Below are 16,109 nucleotides of genomic sequence, written 5' to 3'. Positions count from 1 at the left end.
GGCGCATCTTGGTGGCATGGGCTAGTTTTCATCTAGCTGTCATGTTTGGCCTCTAATTTAGACGAGCCATTGCTCAGGCAATGCGACAACAAACCCGGCCCATTCGTGACATGCCATCCCCCCAGGGATGACAACAACGATCAACAAGGAGTACGCCATGATGCGCTTCACCACTTCGACATTGGCTCTGGGCGTCGCCTGCGCTTCCGTTTCTCTCTCTGCTCACGCCGCAACCGAAATCGAATGGTGGCACGCCATGGGCGGCGAGTTGGGCGACAAGATCGACGAGATTGCCGAGGAATTCAACGACAGTCAGTCGGACTATGAAATCAAGCCCTCCTTCCGTGGCGATTACAGCGAGACCATGACCAGTGCGATTGCCGCCTTCCGTGCCGACGAGGCACCGGCCATCGTCCAGATCTTCGAAGTCGGTACAGCCACCATGATGGCAGCGGAAGGTGCGACCTATCCGGTACACGAGTTGATGAATGATCATGGAGCCGATTTCGATCCCGATGCCTACCTGCCGGCAGTCACTGGTTACTACACCAGCAGTGATGGCGATATGCTGTCCTTGCCTTTCAACTCCTCGACGCCTGTCGTTTATGCCAATCGCGATATCCTTGCGGAAGCCGGTGTGGATGACGTCCCCGAAACGTGGGAAGAACTCGGTGACGTGCTCACCCAGGTCGTCGAATCCGACGCCGCAAGCTGTGGCATGACGACCACCTGGCCTTCCTGGATCCAGTTGGAAAACTTCTCGGCCCGGCATGATATTCCCTTTGCCAGCGAGGAGAATGGCTTCGGCGGTCTCGATGCGCGACTACAGATCAATGAAACCGCCGCCGTCGATCACATCCAGCGCCTCAAGGATTGGCAGGAGGATGATCGTTTCCGTTATGACGGCCGTTTCGATGAGGCCGCTCCCGCCTTCTACACCGGTCGGTGCGCGCTGCTGATGGCCTCATCCGCCTCATTGGCCGGCGTACGCGCCAATGCCGAAGACTTCGAGTTCTCGGTCAATCCCCTGCCTTACTCATCCGAGGTCATCGACGAGCCGCAGAATTCCATTATCGGCGGTGCATCGCTGTGGGTCATGCGCGGCAAGAGTGATGAGGAGTATGAGGGCATCGCCGAGTTTTTCAGTTATCTTTCCTCACCGGAAGTCCAGGCCGACTGGCATCAATTCAGCGGCTATCTGCCGATTACCAATGCCGCTTATGAGTTGAGTCAGGAGCAGAACTTCTATGAGGAGAACCCCGGTACCGATGTCAGCATCGAACAGATGACCGCCACCGAGCCGACCGAAAACTCCAAGGGCATTCGCCTGGGTAACATGGTTCAGATCCGTGATGTCGTCGAGGAAGAACTCGAAAACATCTTCAGCGATGAGGTGGAAGTCCAGGAAGGCATGGACAATGCCGTCGAACGCAGCAACGACTTGCTCGAGCGGTTCCAGCGCGCCAACTCATGAGCCTGTGACGGGTCGGGCTCCCAGCCCGGCCCATTCCCGACAGCCTCATGAACCGGACGTTATTTCCATTCCCTGTGATCGCTAGGTATTCATGGCCACATTCCAACGCCATCGCCTGACTCCCTGGATCCTGCTGGCACCTCAGTTGGCTGTCATTGCCGTATTCTTTTTCTGGCCTGCGGCCCAAGCCATCGTTCAGGCATTCTATATCGAAGATCCATTCGGATTGGGTCACGAGTTCGTATGGTTCGAGAACTTCGCTCGTATCTTCACCTCGTTCGAGTATCTGCGTGCCCTGGGGGTCACCGCGCTGTTCAGTGTTTCCGTGGCCGTCGGTGCCATGTCGCTGGCACTGCTGCTTGCCGTACAGGCCGACCGGGTCATTCACGGCGCCCACAGTTACAAGACCTTGTTGATATGGCCCTATGCCGTTGCACCCGCCGTCGCCGGCGTACTGTGGATGTTCATGTTCGATCCCAACCTCGGGCTACTCAGCGCCGGCCTGGAAAATCTGGGGATCGGCTGGAACCATCGCGTCAATGGCGGCCAGGCTATGCTTCTGGTGATCCTGGCGTCGATCTGGAAACAGATGAGCTACAACTTCGTGTTCTTTCTGGCCGGCCTTCAGTCGATCCCCAAAAGCCTGCTGGAAGCGGCAGCGATTGATGGCGCCGGCCCTTGGCGACGATTCTGGACCGTCACCTTTCCGCTACTATCGCCAACCTCCTTCTTCCTGCTGGTGATGAATAGCGTCTATGTCTTTTTCGAGACCTTCGGGACCATCGATGCCACGACCGGTGGCGGGCCGGGCGGAGCAACCCGCACCTTGGTCTATAAGGTCTACGAAGATGGTTTCGAGGGCTATGATCTGGGATCCAGCGCCGCACAATCCGTCATTCTGCTGATCCTGGTGGGTCTACTGACTCTCCTGCAATTCCGCTATATCGAACGCAAGGTTCAGTACTGAGAAGGACAACACGATGCGTTATCGTCGCCGCGGCCTCGACATTACCAGTCACACGCTCCTGATTCTGTGCGTGATCGTCTTCTTCCTGCCGGTGTGGATGGCGATCGTTGCCGCAACGCATACGCAATCATCGCTCTATACCGGCGTCGCCCCTTTCTGGTTCGGCAGTGAAGGGTTCGGAAACTTCCTGGCCGTGCTCAGCGATCCGGTCGGCCGATTGGGCACCGATGCCACCCGGCTATTGGTCAATTCCACGATCATGGCCCTGGGGATTGCCGTCGGCAAAATCACCATTGCCATTCTGGCAGCCTATGCGATCGTCTTCTTTCGCTTTCCATTTCGCATGCTCTGCTTCTGGGCGATCTTCATCACGTTGATGCTGCCGGTGGAAGTCCGCATCATGCCAACATACAAGGTGGTCGCCGGTCTGGGGATGTTGAATTCGTACACAGGATTGATCCTGCCGTTGATCGCCAGTGCCACGGCCACCTTCCTGTTCCGTCAGTTCTACCTGACCGTGCCGCCGGAGCTGCTCGAGGCCGCACGTGTCGATGGCGCCGGCCCCTGGCGCTTTCTGCGTGACATTCTGCTACCACTATCAAAGACCAATATCGCCGCGCTATTCGTGATCATGTTCCTCTACGGCTGGAACCAATACCTGTGGCCACTGCTGATCACCACCGAATCCGATTACATGACGGTCGTCATCAGCCTCAAACGCATGCTGACATCGGCAGATAACCTGGTGCCCTGGCACACGGTTACTGCGACCGCGCTACTGGCCATGTTGCCCCCCGTCATCGTAATCGTGCTGATGCAGCGCTATTTCGTGAAAGGGCTGGTCGATACCGAGAAATAAGTGAGACTCCATGGCAACACTACGACTGGACGGATTGAAAAAAACCTATCCCAATGGTTTCGTCGCCCTGCACGGCCTGGACCTGGAGATCGCCGATGGTGAACTACTGGTCGTGGTCGGCCCGTCAGGTTGCGGAAAATCCACACTGCTGCGCATGCTCGCCGGTCTTGAAGATATCACCGCAGGCGACCTCTACATTGGCGAGGCCCGCGTCAATCCATTGGAACCCGCGGACCGCGACATCGCCATGGTATTTCAGAACTACGCGCTCTACCCCCATATGAGCGTGGCCGGCAATATGGAATATGCCCTCAAGAATCGTGGCGTTCCAAAGGAAGCGCGTCGCCGCAAGGTCGAGGAAACGGCAAGCTTGATCGGTTTACAGGACCTTCTCGACCGTCGCCCGCGCCAACTGTCCGGTGGCCAACGTCAACGCGTCGCGATGGGACGCGCCATCGTGCGTGAACCTCAGGTGTTCCTGTTTGACGAACCCCTGTCCAATCTCGACGCCAAACTGCGTGTACAAATGCGTCTGGAGATACGCCGGCTGCAGAAACGCCTGGGAGTCACGTCCGTCTATGTCACTCACGACCAGGTCGAAGCCATGACGCTGGCGGATCGTCTGATCGTCATGAACGAGGGACGGATAGAGCAGTTGGGCTCGCCCATGACACTCTATGACCAACCCGCATCAACGTTCGTGGCCGGATTCATTGGCTCACCTGCCATGAATTTTCTCAGCGCCGAAGCCAGTGGTCGGACACTGTCACTCCCCTGCGGTAACCAATTGCATGCGCCTGTCGATGCCCATGGCCACGTCACTCTCGGCATTCGCCCAGAGCACTTGGTACCGGTCGAGGAATCCGACGATGCGCTGGCAGTCCAGGTCGAACTCGTCGAGCCACTGGGTGCCGACACCCTGGCGTATGTACAGCTGGATGGCCAGGCGGAACCACTGGTCGTCCGTTTCGACGGCGCACGTCGTCTCGAGGAAGGCGACCGCCTGTGGCTGGCTCCGGATCTTGAACGACTTCATCTCTTCGACCCTGAACAGGGTCAACGCCTGACAACCACAGAGGCCATCACGACCCCATGACACGACTCGAGGCAATACATCCCCATACCATTGCGCACCGTGGACTGTCGGCTCATTTTCCGGAGAATACCTTGACCGCGGTCCGGGGTGCTTATCGCTGTGGCTGTCCATGGGTCGAGCTAGACGTCCAGCTATTGGGTGATGGCACCCCCGTCATCTGGCACGATCCCGGGGTCAGACGCTGTTCCAGCCGTCGCGGCAAACTGTTCACGTTCGACATGACTACCGCGAAGACCCTTGATGTCGGTGCCTGGTTTCACCCTCGATTTGCCGGTGAGCGCATGGCGACACTGGAAGAGATGCTCGATCTGATCAATGAGCTGGGTCTTGGACTCAACCTGGAGCTCAAGGTGAACCGTGGCCGGGATCCCCGGACCTTGACAGAAACGTCGCTCCCCATGGCCCTCGATAAGCTACCGACCGAACGACTGGTGGTGTCCTCCTTTAACCGACAAGCTCTCCATACCGCCCGCCAGCTGGAACCCGACCCTCATCGCCTGAATCTCGGCCTGCTCTATGACAAACTGCCGAAAGAGTGGCGGGAGATTGCCAGTCATCTCAATGCCTACAGCTTTCATCTCGACTGGCGACGACTGAAGGAAAAACAGGCCCGGGAAATCAAAGCCACGGGCTATCGACTGTTCTGTTATACCGCCAATGATCCGATCGCCTTCGCTCCCTTATGGCAATGGGGCGTGGATGCCGTCATCAGCGATGACCCCGACCTGTTCGCGCACTATCTGCCAGGTAAAGCAGCCACCTGATCTCTGCTGAGGAGAATGCCAATGCGACGGCGACCGAAGAATTGGCATGCCTTGGGGTATCCTATATACTGTTTTTATATACAGCATATAGGCTGGAGATTGCCATGCACCCGAAGAGGCTGGACATCCACCACGCCCGCAAGGGACGGGGCGCCACCTATGATCCACATAATCGATTCTCGCCAACGCAAAGTGAAGCCGTTGATGATGGATGGTGGCAGGAAGCACCCGTCGAGCGGATCGTTACGGAAGTCACCGACGAACCCGCGAAAAGCGCCCTGTCCTGGAACCATTCTCCGGATCTTCCCTTCGACCGCTCATTGAACCCGTATCGTGGCTGCGAGCACGGCTGTATCTATTGTTACGCCCGACCTAGCCATGCTTACTGGGACATGTCACCGGGGCTCGACTTTGAAACCCGCTTGATCGCTCGCACTGGCATGGTCGATAGACTGCGCGAAGAGCTAGGCAAACCGGGGTATGTCTGCCGCCCCATCAACCTTTCCGGCAATACCGACTGCTACCAACCGATAGAAGCCGAGCGTCGTACCACCCGATCGCTACTGGAGCTGCTGCTGGAGTGCCGCCATCCTGTGACGCTGGTCACCAAGAGTGCGCTGATTCTACGCGACCTGGATCTGCTGTCGGCCATGGCCGAACACAATCTCGTCCGTGTGTTCGTCAGTCTCACCAGCCTCGATACCGAGCTCAAACGCACACTGGAGCCGCGCACGGCCTCCCCTCAGGCGCGCCTTAATGTCATAAAGGAACTCAATACCGCCGCGATTCCCGTCGGCACTCTGATCTCCCCCATTGTCCCCGGTCTGACCGACCATGAACTCGAGGATCTGTTGGAAGCCGCCAGTCGTGCCGGCGCACGTAGCGCCACCTGGATGTTATTGAGACTCCCTCACGAGGTCGCCCCTCTGTTCGAGGACTGGTTGACACATCACTACCCGCAACGTGCGGCCAAGGTGATGAGCCTGATACGGCAATGTCACGGAGGCGAGACATACGATTCCCGATTTGGACACCGTATGCGGGGCCAAGGCGTCTTTGCCGACTTGCTGGCTCAACGTTTCATCAAGGCCAGTCGCCGGCTGGGATTGCATGAACGTGTCGATAGCGGTCTCAACACCCAAGCCTTTATCCCGCCTCGTGCTCAAGGCGAGTTATTCAGCTAGGCTGAATAAGCCCATCGTTGCCACCAGGACGTGCCGATGCCAGTCAGCAAGACAAAATCGAGCTTCTATCGACGCCTCTATGTCGCCTATTTAATCGACAATGGTGTCGACAGTGTGCCTGCCATTACCGAAGCCACCGGAATGCCACGCCGAACTGCCCAGGACACCATCAATGCGCTGGCGGAATTGGATATCGTCTGCGTGTTCGAACACCAGGCAGGTGCCCCACACAACATCGGACGTTATGTCATTCGCGACTGGGGAGCCATCAATCCGCGCTGGATCACATTCCATATCGACCAGATTCGGCACGTTCTCGGCTACCCGTAACATAATGCAACACTGAAGATGATCGTTTCTGCAAAGTTGCGCCTACTTTCACTTCGTCAGCTGTGACATATTTTCCTATATTAAATTAGCGTGCCTTTTACATAATAACGAAAACTCCCGTTACCACTCCTGTGTCATGTCGATAAAACAACGAATGCACAACCATCCACGCGGGGAACCCAGGAGTCATAATGGATTTTTGGCGTTTTGATGAGACTGACCCTGATCTGGGGCCATTGCTGGAAGGTGGCTACGATCCATTACTCGTTACCCTCTCCATTGCCATTGCCTGTTTAGCCGGTCTGACCAGCTTGATGCTTGCCGATCGCATGATTGCCTCCCGTTCGTTTGCCATTCGTCGGTGGTGGCACATCGGAGGCGCCATCACCATGGGATGTGGCATTTGGGCCTTGCACTTCACCGCCATGCTGGCCTTTTCCGTCCAAGGTCACGAAAACATGGGCTACACCCTCGGTCTGACCGGGCTATCACTGTTACCGGCAATTCTCGGCAGTGGCGTCGCCCTATACTGCATGGCCCATTCCGCTCCCTCAATGCCCCGGCTGCTGCTGGGCGCACTGCTGATGGCCATCAGCATCGGCAGTATGCATTACATCGGTATGGAAGCCATGCATATGCCAGGGTTGCGTTATGACTTCGGGTTCTTTGGACTCTCCATCGTCGTCGCGTTCCTGCTTGCATTGGCGGCCCTTTATCTGCATTTCCGCGTGCGCAACCTGGGCGAACTTTCGGACAATGGAGTGCGCGTTGTCGCCGGTGTCTTCATGGGATTTGCGGTCGCGGGCATGCACTACACTGCCATGGGTGCATCACGCTTCTACGATACTGCCATCATGCCCGGAACCCAGGCCCCGCAGCTCTCCAACAGCGCCTTGGCAGCAACAATCGGCGGTTTCGCCGGTCTGATCCTCGGGCTTGGTCTACTAGCTGCCTGGATCGACCGCCAGAAAGCCATACAGCGCATGTTGGAGCACATTGCCAATACTGATGCCTTGACCGGCCTGCCCAATCGCACCCTGTTCCGACAGCGGTTGAGTACCGCGCTAGCTCGCAGTCAACGTCAGGATAAGCGGTTGGCCGTGCTCTTCATGGACCTGAACGATTTCAAGACGATCAATGACAGTCTCGGGCATGCGGCCGGGGACCGAGTGCTGCAGGAATTTGCCACTCGACTGACAAACTTCATTCGTGAGGACGATACAGTAGCTCGCTTCGCTGGCGACGAATTCATCGTACTCATCCAGGATCTGGAATTGCCTGAAGAAGCGGCCAGAACAGCCGAAAGACTGTTACGAGCCATGCAGCCGCCGATTGAATTTGACAACTGGAAGCTGCACGCAGATCCGAGTATCGGTATCAGTATCTACCCTGACGACAGCATCCGAGCGGATGAGCTGATCCAGCATGCCGATGCTGCCATGTACCGGGCCAAGACCGAGGATCTCGGTTATCACTTCTTCGACACTTCCTTGACCAATCAGGCCATGTTCCAGGTACGCTTGGGCAACGACTTACGTGGTGCCCTGAACCGGGATCAACTCTTTCTTCATTACCAGCCGCTGATCGATCTCCGCACCGGAGAATGGATAGGGCTTGAGGCTCTGGCTCGTTGGCAACATCCCGTGGAAGGAGCAATTTCACCTACCGTGTTTATCCCTCTGGCCGAGCGTACTGGCATGATCACTTCCCTCGGCGAGTGGGCACTCCGCGAAGCCTGTCAGCAAGGACGCACCTGGTTGGACGCCAACCTCGGCTTCGGTCACATTGCCGTCAACATAGCTGCACCACAACTGGCCCACCGTGGCTTTGCTTCACGCTTGCGCCACATCCTGCAGGAAAGTGGATTGCCACCCCATCATTTGGAACTGGAAATCACCGAGACATCGCTGATGCATTTCGACCATGAGACCATCGCTCAACTACGGGAAATCCGGAGCATGGGCATTTCTCTGGCGATCGACGACTTCGGTACCGGCTATTCCTCACTCAGATACCTCAAGGAACTGCCGGTCGACGCTTTGAAAATCGACCGTTCCTTCATCAACGGGATATTGGACGACCACCGTGATCAGGCCATTATCCGTGCCATCATCGATATGGGATCCAGCCTTGGATTTTCAGTGATCGCAGAGGGTATTGAAAGTGAAGCTCACGGACAGGCAGTGCAAGCTTACCACTGTCATAGAGGTCAGGGTTTTTTCTTTTCCCGCCCTGCGGATGCCGACACCATCACACGAGTTCTCGCTAACCAGACCGCATCGTCTCCGGCCTTTCATCCAGCCTATCCCGACACCCGCGTTGCATCTCGAGATATCAGGCGCCCCCATGTCGGCTGGGAGGCCCCACGCAGTTGATGGGCACACTCAGCCCGCACTGATCACGATACCTCCGAGTGCCGACACCACCACCACTGTCCAGGGTGGCACTTTCCATACGGTAAGCAGTACAAAGCCGGTGAGCGCCAGGGCGAATTCGGCCGGTCCAAGAATTGCCGTTGTCCAGACAGGATCATACAGAGCCGCGCCCAGAATACCGACAACCGCAGCATTGGTACCTCGCATCACCGCCTGAGCCCCCGTCAGGCGACGGAAGGCATTCCAGAACGGCATCACACCAATCAACAATAACATGCCTGGCAGGAAAATCATGACCAATGCGATCACCGCGCCCAGAACACCACTGGGTGGCGTCTGCATCACCGAGCCCAAATATGCCGCAAAGGTAAATAACGGTCCCGGAATCGCTTGTGCCGCTCCATAACCGCTCAGGAAGGCGTCCGAAGAGACCCAACCGGACTGCACCACTTCTGCTTCCAGCAACGGCAGTACCACATGCCCTCCACCGAACACCAGTGCCCCGGCACGATAGAAAGCATCCACCATAGACATTCCCTGACTGGACGAAAGAAGCGCCAGCAATGGCAGGCCAGCCAACAGGATCCCGAAGACCACCAGCGCCATACCACCTGCACGCCTGGAAACCGGAAAGTGCAATGCCTCACCCTCGGTGACACTTGCATCCCGACATAGCCACCAACCGACCACGGCACCCAGCAGAATCGCCGTTACCTGTCCGCCGGGCCCACCCACTGCCATCACCATCAGCACAGCCACCAACGCAATCGTTGCTCGCCGACGGTCAGGACAGAGATTCCTTGCCATCCCCCAGACCGCCTGGGCAACGATCGCTACAGCCACGACCTTCAAACCGTGGATGATACCGCTACCTACCGGGCCTTCCATCAGTGCCGCGCCCATGCCGAACAGCACCAAGACGATCGCCGACGGTAACGTGAATGCCAGCCACGCAGCGGCCGCCCCCCAAGGTCCGCCCCGCAGCAACCCCAATGCAAAACCTACCTGACTACTTGCCGGCCCGGGCAGAAACTGACACAGCGCGACCAGATCGGCATAGGCCTTCTCGTCCAGCCAGTGGCGACGTGTCACGAATTCGCTACGAAAATACCCCAGGTGAGCGATCGGCCCACCGAACGATGTCAGCCCCAGCAGGAGAAACGCTTTAAACACGTCCCTGACACGAGAACCGGCCTGCGTATTTGTCATGAGCCTTCCCGATCGATTGAAATCATTCCACGGATACCGAGCGATGGCGCGTCAAGTTCTGACGCATCCATTATCATGTACTCATTGTGTCACACCCATATGACAACCTTCAGGTATCCCATGACCGATTTCATCACCGCACTGGCCACCGGTTTCGGGCTCGGCCAATCGCCCATACTACCGGGAACCGTCGGCGCTCTTCCGGGGTTATTGCTGGCATGGTGGGTATTGCGTCATTCACGACGCTTACACTATCTCATTGCCGGCAGCTTGCTGGTCATAGCCGTGCCAATCTGCCATATCGCGTCGGATACATTGGGTGGCAAGGACGACAGCCGTATCGTCGCGGACGAGTTCATGGCCTTTCCCGCTGCCGTCGCTGGTCAACTGGCAACGCGACACCCCGCCGTCATGGGCGGCACCTTTGCTCTTAGTCGTATCGCGGATGGAATCAAGCCGCCACCGGCGGCCCAGCTCGAACACGTGGCAGGCGGCTTGGGAATCGTGCTGGACGACCTCGTAGCCAACCTCTATGTCTGGCTGATCATAGCGGTGGGATTAGCGCTCTGGCGGCGAGGAAAGCCTTCAACCACCCAGTGACCTCCATTCGCACCAAGCAGCGATCGTCAGGAATACGGCGGTGAGAGGGATAACGCCGTACATCAACGCCGCACTGAATGTCGGCAAGGCGTCATGATGCGCGGTGGCCAATATCAGATACGCGGTATACGCCACGTAATAGCCCAGCAACAGCGCTCCTTCACCACGACCGATGACTCCTCCAGTGAAGAAGACCGGTAGGCACGCCAAGGCCACGGCAATCATCACCGGGATATCGAATCGTATGACGGCCGCAGAAACGTCAACACCCGATGGCGCCAAAAGACTCGCCAGGCCGAGAACGCCCATGATATTGAAGACATTGCTGCCAACCACGTTTCCCACCGCAATATCGCGTTCACCGCGAATCGCCCCCGCCAATCGCGATGCACCTCTCACCAGCGCCTCTGCACCGATGATGAGAAATACCAGCCCCACCACAAACGGAACCGACGTCATCGCCCACTCCTTACACCGGAAACGGCCTGCATGTCTCCCACCAGATCGACGCATCATGTCACCAAGCAAGATGTTCGCAAAGGAAAATTCTCCGGTATCACACAGCGGAGATGGCCGGGTGCAATGTTCTGACGTAGTCTGTCATCATCATGAACATTTCCTTTCGGAGGGGTGATGAACGACCGAGAAACACGCCATAAGCAATCGATGCAGAAATTGAAGGAACGTGTCGATGAGAAGGTCGCCAAGGCGACGGAGCAACGTGGCCTGTTACTGGTATTCACCGGCAACGGCAAGGGCAAGACCACGGCAGCGTGGGGAACGGTGACGCGAGCGCTGGGTTATGGGTATAAAGTCAGCGTCGTACAGTTCATCAAGGGCATGTGGGAGTGCGGTGAACGCGATCGTCTGATCGATGACGAGAACCTCGATGTCCAGGTGATGGCAACCGGTTTCACCTGGGAGACGCAGAACCGTGAGAGCGATACCCAGGCCTGCCTGGACGTCTGGCAAGAAGCCGAACGGATGCTCGCCGATCCCTCGATCTATCTCGTGGTGCTCGACGAAATCACTTACATGCTCAAGTTCGGCTATCTGGATGTCGCACGCGTCAAACAAGCGCTACAACACCGCCCTACCGAGCAGACAGTCATCATCACCGGTCGTAATGCCCATCGTGACCTCCTCGATATGGCCGACACCATCACCGAGATGCATGACACCCGGCACGCTTTCAACAACGGTCTACAGGCCAGACGCGGCATCGATTACTGACCCCTTGATCGAACTCCTCATCGCCCAAAGGTTCCCATGAAGGGCTCATGAGGTTGTCCCATGATCTCCCACATTCGTTTCCGCCTTCATGGAGAGTGATATGAACGCCAAGGGAATCCTGGATCAGCTGATGAAACAAGCCGGTGGCGGCAGTGGTTCCCGCGAGGGCAGCGGCGGATTCGATATCAATCAAGTCGTCAATAACTTGTCTTCGCAACTCGGTGGCAGCAGTGGTCAGCAAGGCAATAGTGGTCTCGACCTCAAAAGCCTGCTGGGCGGTGGTGCACTCGGCATGCTGATCGGCTCCAAACGGGGTCGCAAGATGGGCGGCAAGGCACTGAAATACGGCGCCCTCGCCGGCGTCGGCGTGCTGGCCTGGAAAGCCTGGCAGAACTATCAATCCAATCAGGGTGACGACAGCCGGGAAGGCCAGCCCCTGGAAAAGCTGCAGGGACAGCAACAGGAGCAGCGCAGTCTCGAGATTCTGCAGGCCATGATCATGGCGGCTCGTGCCGATGGCCACATCGATGATGACGAACGAGCGCAACTCACCGAACAGATCGATGCCATGGGCGCCGACGATGAATTGCATCAATGGGTCGAAGCGCAGTTTCAAGCGCCACTGGATGCCAAGGCCCTCGCTCAGCAAGCCGACTCACCTCAGGCGGCTCGTGAAATGTACCTGGCCAGTGTCACCATCATCGATGATGACAACCCCATGGAACGGGCCTGGCTGGATCAACTGTCATCCGCCCTGGGACTCGACCCGCAAATGGCTGCAGAACTGGAGCGTCAGGTATCCGAAAACACCGCCTGACAACAAACCGACGGAACACGACCGGTCTCCAAGACCGGTCAACTCACTTTGGTAAACCCATCGTGCCGGTCGATGGTCTCCCCGGCCACCATGAAGAGACCATCGCCCTTGTAGTGCAGTGTGTCCGGATGTACCGGTAAGGGAGCGACGTGCGCCTTCACCACCTCGAAAATGAAAAAGGCGTACTCATCGACCAGGGAGTCGTCAAACAGTCGACACTCGAAATTCGCATGGCACTCCGGGATCAATGGCGCCGCTACTTCACTAGCCTCGCTTTTCGTCAGACCGAACTCGGTAAATTTATCGACCGTATCACCGGTGCTGTTGCCGATACCCACGACCGCGTCGGTCAATGCCGCCGTCGGCAGATTGATCACGCACTCCCGGCTTTTTTCGATCATGCCGTGGCTATGATTTCCCGCCGAGATCATGCATCCGACCAGCGCCGGCGAAAACGCCATCACCGTATGCCACCCCAGCGTCATGATATTGGTATCTCCCTGCCACGCCGATGACACCAGAACCACGGGGCCCGGCTCCAGATAGCGCCGAATATCGCTGACCGGAAAGTCTTGTTTAGCGTGTTGGGGATTCATCGCTGCTGACTCCTTGCCGTTCTGAATCTATCGTCTCCATTCAGCATAGATACGTTCAAGGCAGCTCATGGCAGTCACCTGACCGCCTGTTTCGCATTCCGGCCGTGTTCGGCCGGCTCAGCCGAACGGAACCAGCGCGCCATCGCTCCTTCAGGCGGACGAAGGCCTCACGCCCAGGACAGCCTGCATCAAGGGGGCGATGGGATGCAGACACCAGGACATGAGACACCCCATCTATTGATAATTTATTTCTATCATACGGTTATAAAAATACAAATTTTTACTATCGAAAGAATGCTTTAAAACAGTAGACCGTCAATAACGCATAGCTAACACGTGAAGATGAAAGCGTTAGTTAAGGTTCCGACCCTCGGTTCCTTGGGTATTGTCAAGGCCAAGCGCAATAAGGGGAGAAAAACATGAGTGGAAAATGTCCGGTAATGCACGGTGCTAACACCTCCACAGGCACCACCAACAAGGACTGGTGGCCGGAAGCCATCAACCTGGATATCCTGCACCAGCACGAGCGCAAAGCGAACCCGATGGACCCTGGTTTCAACTATCGGGAAGAGGTCAAGAAGTTGGACTTCGACGCGCTGAAGCAAGACGTGCATGCATTGATGACGGATAGCCAGGCTTGGTGGCCAGCCGACTGGGGGCACTACGGTGGCCTGATGATCCGTATGGCATGGCACTCCGCGGGCACCTACCGTATTGCCGACGGCCGCGGCGGCGGTGGTACCGGCAGTCAGCGTTTCGCTCCGCTCAACTCCTGGCCGGATAACGTCAGCCTCGACAAGGCACGTCGTCTGCTGTGGCCGATCAAGAAAAAATACGGTAATAAAATCAGCTGGGCCGATCTAATGATTCTGGCCGGCACCGTTGCCTATGAATCCATGGGACTGCCGTCCTACGGTTTTTCTTTCGGTCGCGAAGATATCTGGGAGCCGGAAAAGGACATTTATTGGGGAGCCGAGAAAGAGTGGCTTGCGCCTTCCGACGAGCGTTACGACGACGTCGATACACCGGAAACCATGGAAAACCCCCTGGCCGCCGTTCAAATGGGGCTTATTTACGTTAACCCTGAAGGCGTTAATGGCCAGCCGGACCCGCTGAAAACGGCCCAGCAAGTACGCGAGACCTTCGCCCGCATGGCGATGAACGACGAGGAAACCGCTGCGCTGACAGCCGGTGGCCATACCGTCGGTAAGTGTCATGGTAACGGCGATGCCTCTGTACTGGATCCCGAGCCTGAAGCCGCTGACGTTGAGAACCAAGGCTTTGGCTGGACCAACCCGAACATGGGCGGCAAGGCAAGTAACGCTGTCAGTTCCGGCCTCGAAGGTGCCTGGACCACCAACCCGACCCGGTTCGACATGGGCTACTTCGAGTTGCTGTTCGGCTATGAGTGGGAACTGAAGAAAAGCCCGGCGGGAGCGAATCAGTGGGAGCCGGTGAACATCAAGGAAGAAGACAAACCGGTCGATGCCAGCGATCCGTCGATCCGTCACAACCCGATCATGACCGACGCGGACATGGCGATGAAAGTGGACCCGACCTATCGGGCGATCTGCGAAAAATTCATGGCCGATCCGGAGTATTTCAAGCAAACCTTCGCCAAGGCATGGTTCAAGCTGACTCACCGCGACCTGGGTCCGAAGTCTCGCTATATCGGACCGGAAGTCCCCGACGAAGATCTGATCTGGCAGGATCCCATTCCGGCGGGTAACACCCATTATTCTGTCGAAAAGGTGAAGAAGCGGATCGCGGAAAGTGGCCTGAGCCTTAGCGACATGATCACGACTGCCTGGGATAGCGCCCGAACCTATCGCGGTTCCGATATGCGTGGTGGCGCCAACGGTGCGCGTATTCGTCTTGCCCCGCAGAAAGACTGGGCAGGCAACGAGCCTGAGCGCTTGGCCAGGGTGCTGGCAGTGTACGAAAACATTGCTGCCGCGTCAGGAGCCAGCATTGCCGATGTGATCGTACTAGGCGGCAGCGTAGGTATCGAGCAAGCCGCTAAAGCAGCCGGCTACGATATTCTTGTGCCCTTCACGCCGGGCCGCGGTGACGCCACAGACGAGATGACCGATGCCGATTCCTTCGCCCCGCTGGAGCCGTTGGCCGATGGTTTCCGTAACTGGCAGAAGCAAGACTATGTAGTCAAGCCGGAAGAAATGCTGCTCGACCGCGCTCAACTGATGGGGCTGACCGGGCCGGAAATGACGGTGTTGATCGGTGGTATGCGAGTGCTGGGCACCAACCATGGTGGTACCAAGCACGGTGTCTTGACCGACCGTGAAGGCCAGTTGACCAACGATTTCTTCGTCAACCTCACCGACATGGGTAACGTCTGGAAGACAGCGGGCAACGACGTATACGAGATCCGTGATCGTCAAACGAACGCCGTTAAGTGGACAGCGTCCCGCGTTGACCTGGTCTTCGGCTCCAACTCACTGCTGCGTTCATATGCAGAGGTCTATGCCCAGGACGATAATGACGAGAAATTCGTCAAGGACTTCGTCGCTGCCTGGACGAAAGTGATGAACGCCGACCGCTTTGACGTCGCGTAACACCACCTTCCTGCTTGGTGCATCGCACACCG

15 protein-coding genes are annotated in these 16,109 nt (G+C 57.2%); 12 read left to right on the top strand and 3 right to left on the bottom strand.

What is annotated here, in order from left to right; translation table 11 throughout:
- Nucleotides 1-157: 157 nt before the first annotated feature.
- The 8 genes from ugpB to BLW01_RS14895 all read left to right on the top strand — a co-directional run bounded on the left by ugpB (nt 158) and on the right by BLW01_RS14895 (nt 9,049).
- Nucleotides 158-1,474 (top strand): sn-glycerol-3-phosphate ABC transporter substrate-binding protein UgpB, encoded by a 1,317-nt coding sequence (gene ugpB / locus BLW01_RS14930; protein WP_092571102.1) that lies wholly within the window; start codon nt 158-160, stop codon nt 1,472-1,474.
- Nucleotides 1,475-1,565: 91 nt separating this feature from the next.
- Nucleotides 1,566-2,441, top strand: a complete 876-nt coding sequence (gene ugpA / locus BLW01_RS14925) for a sn-glycerol-3-phosphate ABC transporter permease UgpA (protein WP_092571100.1) — start codon at nt 1,566-1,568, stop codon at nt 2,439-2,441.
- Nucleotides 2,442-2,454: 13 nt separating this feature from the next.
- Complete coding sequence (gene ugpE, locus BLW01_RS14920) at nt 2,455-3,300, top strand: sn-glycerol-3-phosphate ABC transporter permease UgpE (RefSeq protein WP_092571098.1); 846 nt, start codon at nt 2,455-2,457, stop codon at nt 3,298-3,300.
- A 10-nt stretch (nt 3,301-3,310) separates the two neighbouring features.
- The gene (locus tag BLW01_RS14915; RefSeq protein ID WP_092571097.1) at nt 3,311-4,396 is read left to right on the top strand and encodes a sn-glycerol-3-phosphate import ATP-binding protein UgpC; all 1,086 of its coding nucleotides are present in this window, start codon (nt 3,311-3,313) and stop codon (nt 4,394-4,396) included.
- A complete protein-coding gene (locus tag BLW01_RS14910; protein WP_092571095.1) occupies nt 4,393-5,160 on the top strand; it encodes a glycerophosphodiester phosphodiesterase family protein in 768 nt (255 codons plus the stop codon). The genes BLW01_RS14915 and BLW01_RS14910 overlap by 4 nt, the downstream gene beginning before the upstream one ends.
- Nucleotides 5,161-5,264: 104 nt before the next feature.
- Nucleotides 5,265-6,344, top strand: coding sequence for a PA0069 family radical SAM protein (locus tag BLW01_RS14905; RefSeq protein WP_092571093.1), 1,080 nt, complete (start codon nt 5,265-5,267; stop codon nt 6,342-6,344).
- Between the two features lie 36 nt (nt 6,345-6,380).
- Nucleotides 6,381-6,674 carry a winged helix-turn-helix domain-containing protein gene (locus BLW01_RS14900; protein WP_092571091.1) on the top strand — a complete coding sequence of 98 codons (294 nt, stop codon included), beginning with the start codon at nt 6,381-6,383 and terminating at the stop codon, nt 6,672-6,674.
- Nucleotides 6,675-6,865: 191 nt separating this feature from the next.
- The gene (locus tag BLW01_RS14895) at nt 6,866-9,049 is read left to right on the top strand and encodes a putative bifunctional diguanylate cyclase/phosphodiesterase (RefSeq protein ID WP_092571089.1); all 2,184 of its coding nucleotides are present in this window, start codon (nt 6,866-6,868) and stop codon (nt 9,047-9,049) included.
- A gap of 9 nt (nt 9,050-9,058) precedes the next feature.
- On the opposite strand, the gene chrA is transcribed toward BLW01_RS14895, so the two are convergent.
- The gene (gene chrA, locus BLW01_RS14890) at nt 9,059-10,258 is read right to left on the bottom strand and encodes a chromate efflux transporter (protein ID WP_092571087.1); all 1,200 of its coding nucleotides are present in this window, start codon (nt 10,256-10,258) and stop codon (nt 9,059-9,061) included.
- Nucleotides 10,259-10,378: 120 nt separating this feature from the next.
- Here chrA and BLW01_RS14885 point away from each other — a divergent pair, with 120 nt between their 5' ends.
- The gene (locus tag BLW01_RS14885) at nt 10,379-10,858 is read left to right on the top strand and encodes a phosphatidylglycerophosphatase A family protein (protein ID WP_092571085.1); all 480 of its coding nucleotides are present in this window, start codon (nt 10,379-10,381) and stop codon (nt 10,856-10,858) included.
- Here the strand turns inward: BLW01_RS14885 and BLW01_RS14880 are convergent.
- Nucleotides 10,844-11,317, bottom strand: a complete 474-nt coding sequence (locus tag BLW01_RS14880) for a sodium:calcium antiporter (RefSeq protein ID WP_217635547.1) — start codon at nt 11,315-11,317, stop codon at nt 10,844-10,846. The genes BLW01_RS14885 and BLW01_RS14880 overlap by 15 nt on opposite strands.
- Nucleotides 11,318-11,491: 174 nt before the next feature.
- Here BLW01_RS14880 and cobO point away from each other — a divergent pair, with 174 nt between their 5' ends.
- Entirely contained in the window at nt 11,492-12,091 is a 600-nt protein-coding gene (gene cobO / locus BLW01_RS14875) for a cob(I)yrinic acid a,c-diamide adenosyltransferase (protein ID WP_092571081.1), read from the top strand.
- Nucleotides 12,092-12,191: 100 nt separating this feature from the next.
- Entirely contained in the window at nt 12,192-12,908 is a 717-nt protein-coding gene (locus BLW01_RS14870; protein WP_092571079.1) for a tellurite resistance TerB family protein, read from the top strand.
- Between the two features lie 38 nt (nt 12,909-12,946).
- Here BLW01_RS14870 and BLW01_RS14865 read toward each other — a convergent pair whose 3' ends face one another.
- The gene (locus BLW01_RS14865) at nt 12,947-13,504 is read right to left on the bottom strand and encodes a flavin reductase family protein (RefSeq protein ID WP_092571077.1); all 558 of its coding nucleotides are present in this window, start codon (nt 13,502-13,504) and stop codon (nt 12,947-12,949) included.
- Between the two features lie 419 nt (nt 13,505-13,923).
- Between BLW01_RS14865 and katG the strand changes: the two genes are divergently transcribed.
- On the top strand, nt 13,924-16,077 hold the full coding sequence (gene katG / locus BLW01_RS14860) for a catalase/peroxidase HPI (RefSeq protein ID WP_092571076.1): 2,154 nt from the start codon (nt 13,924-13,926) through the stop codon (nt 16,075-16,077).
- Nucleotides 16,078-16,109 lie beyond the last annotated feature (32 nt).

The sequence above is a fragment of the Aidingimonas halophila genome (assembly GCF_900106955.1).
Classification (GTDB): Bacteria; Pseudomonadota; Gammaproteobacteria; order Pseudomonadales; family Halomonadaceae; genus Aidingimonas; species Aidingimonas halophila.
The sequence above is the reverse complement of the archived record's forward strand: the minus strand, read 5'-3'. Positions and strand labels throughout refer to the sequence as shown.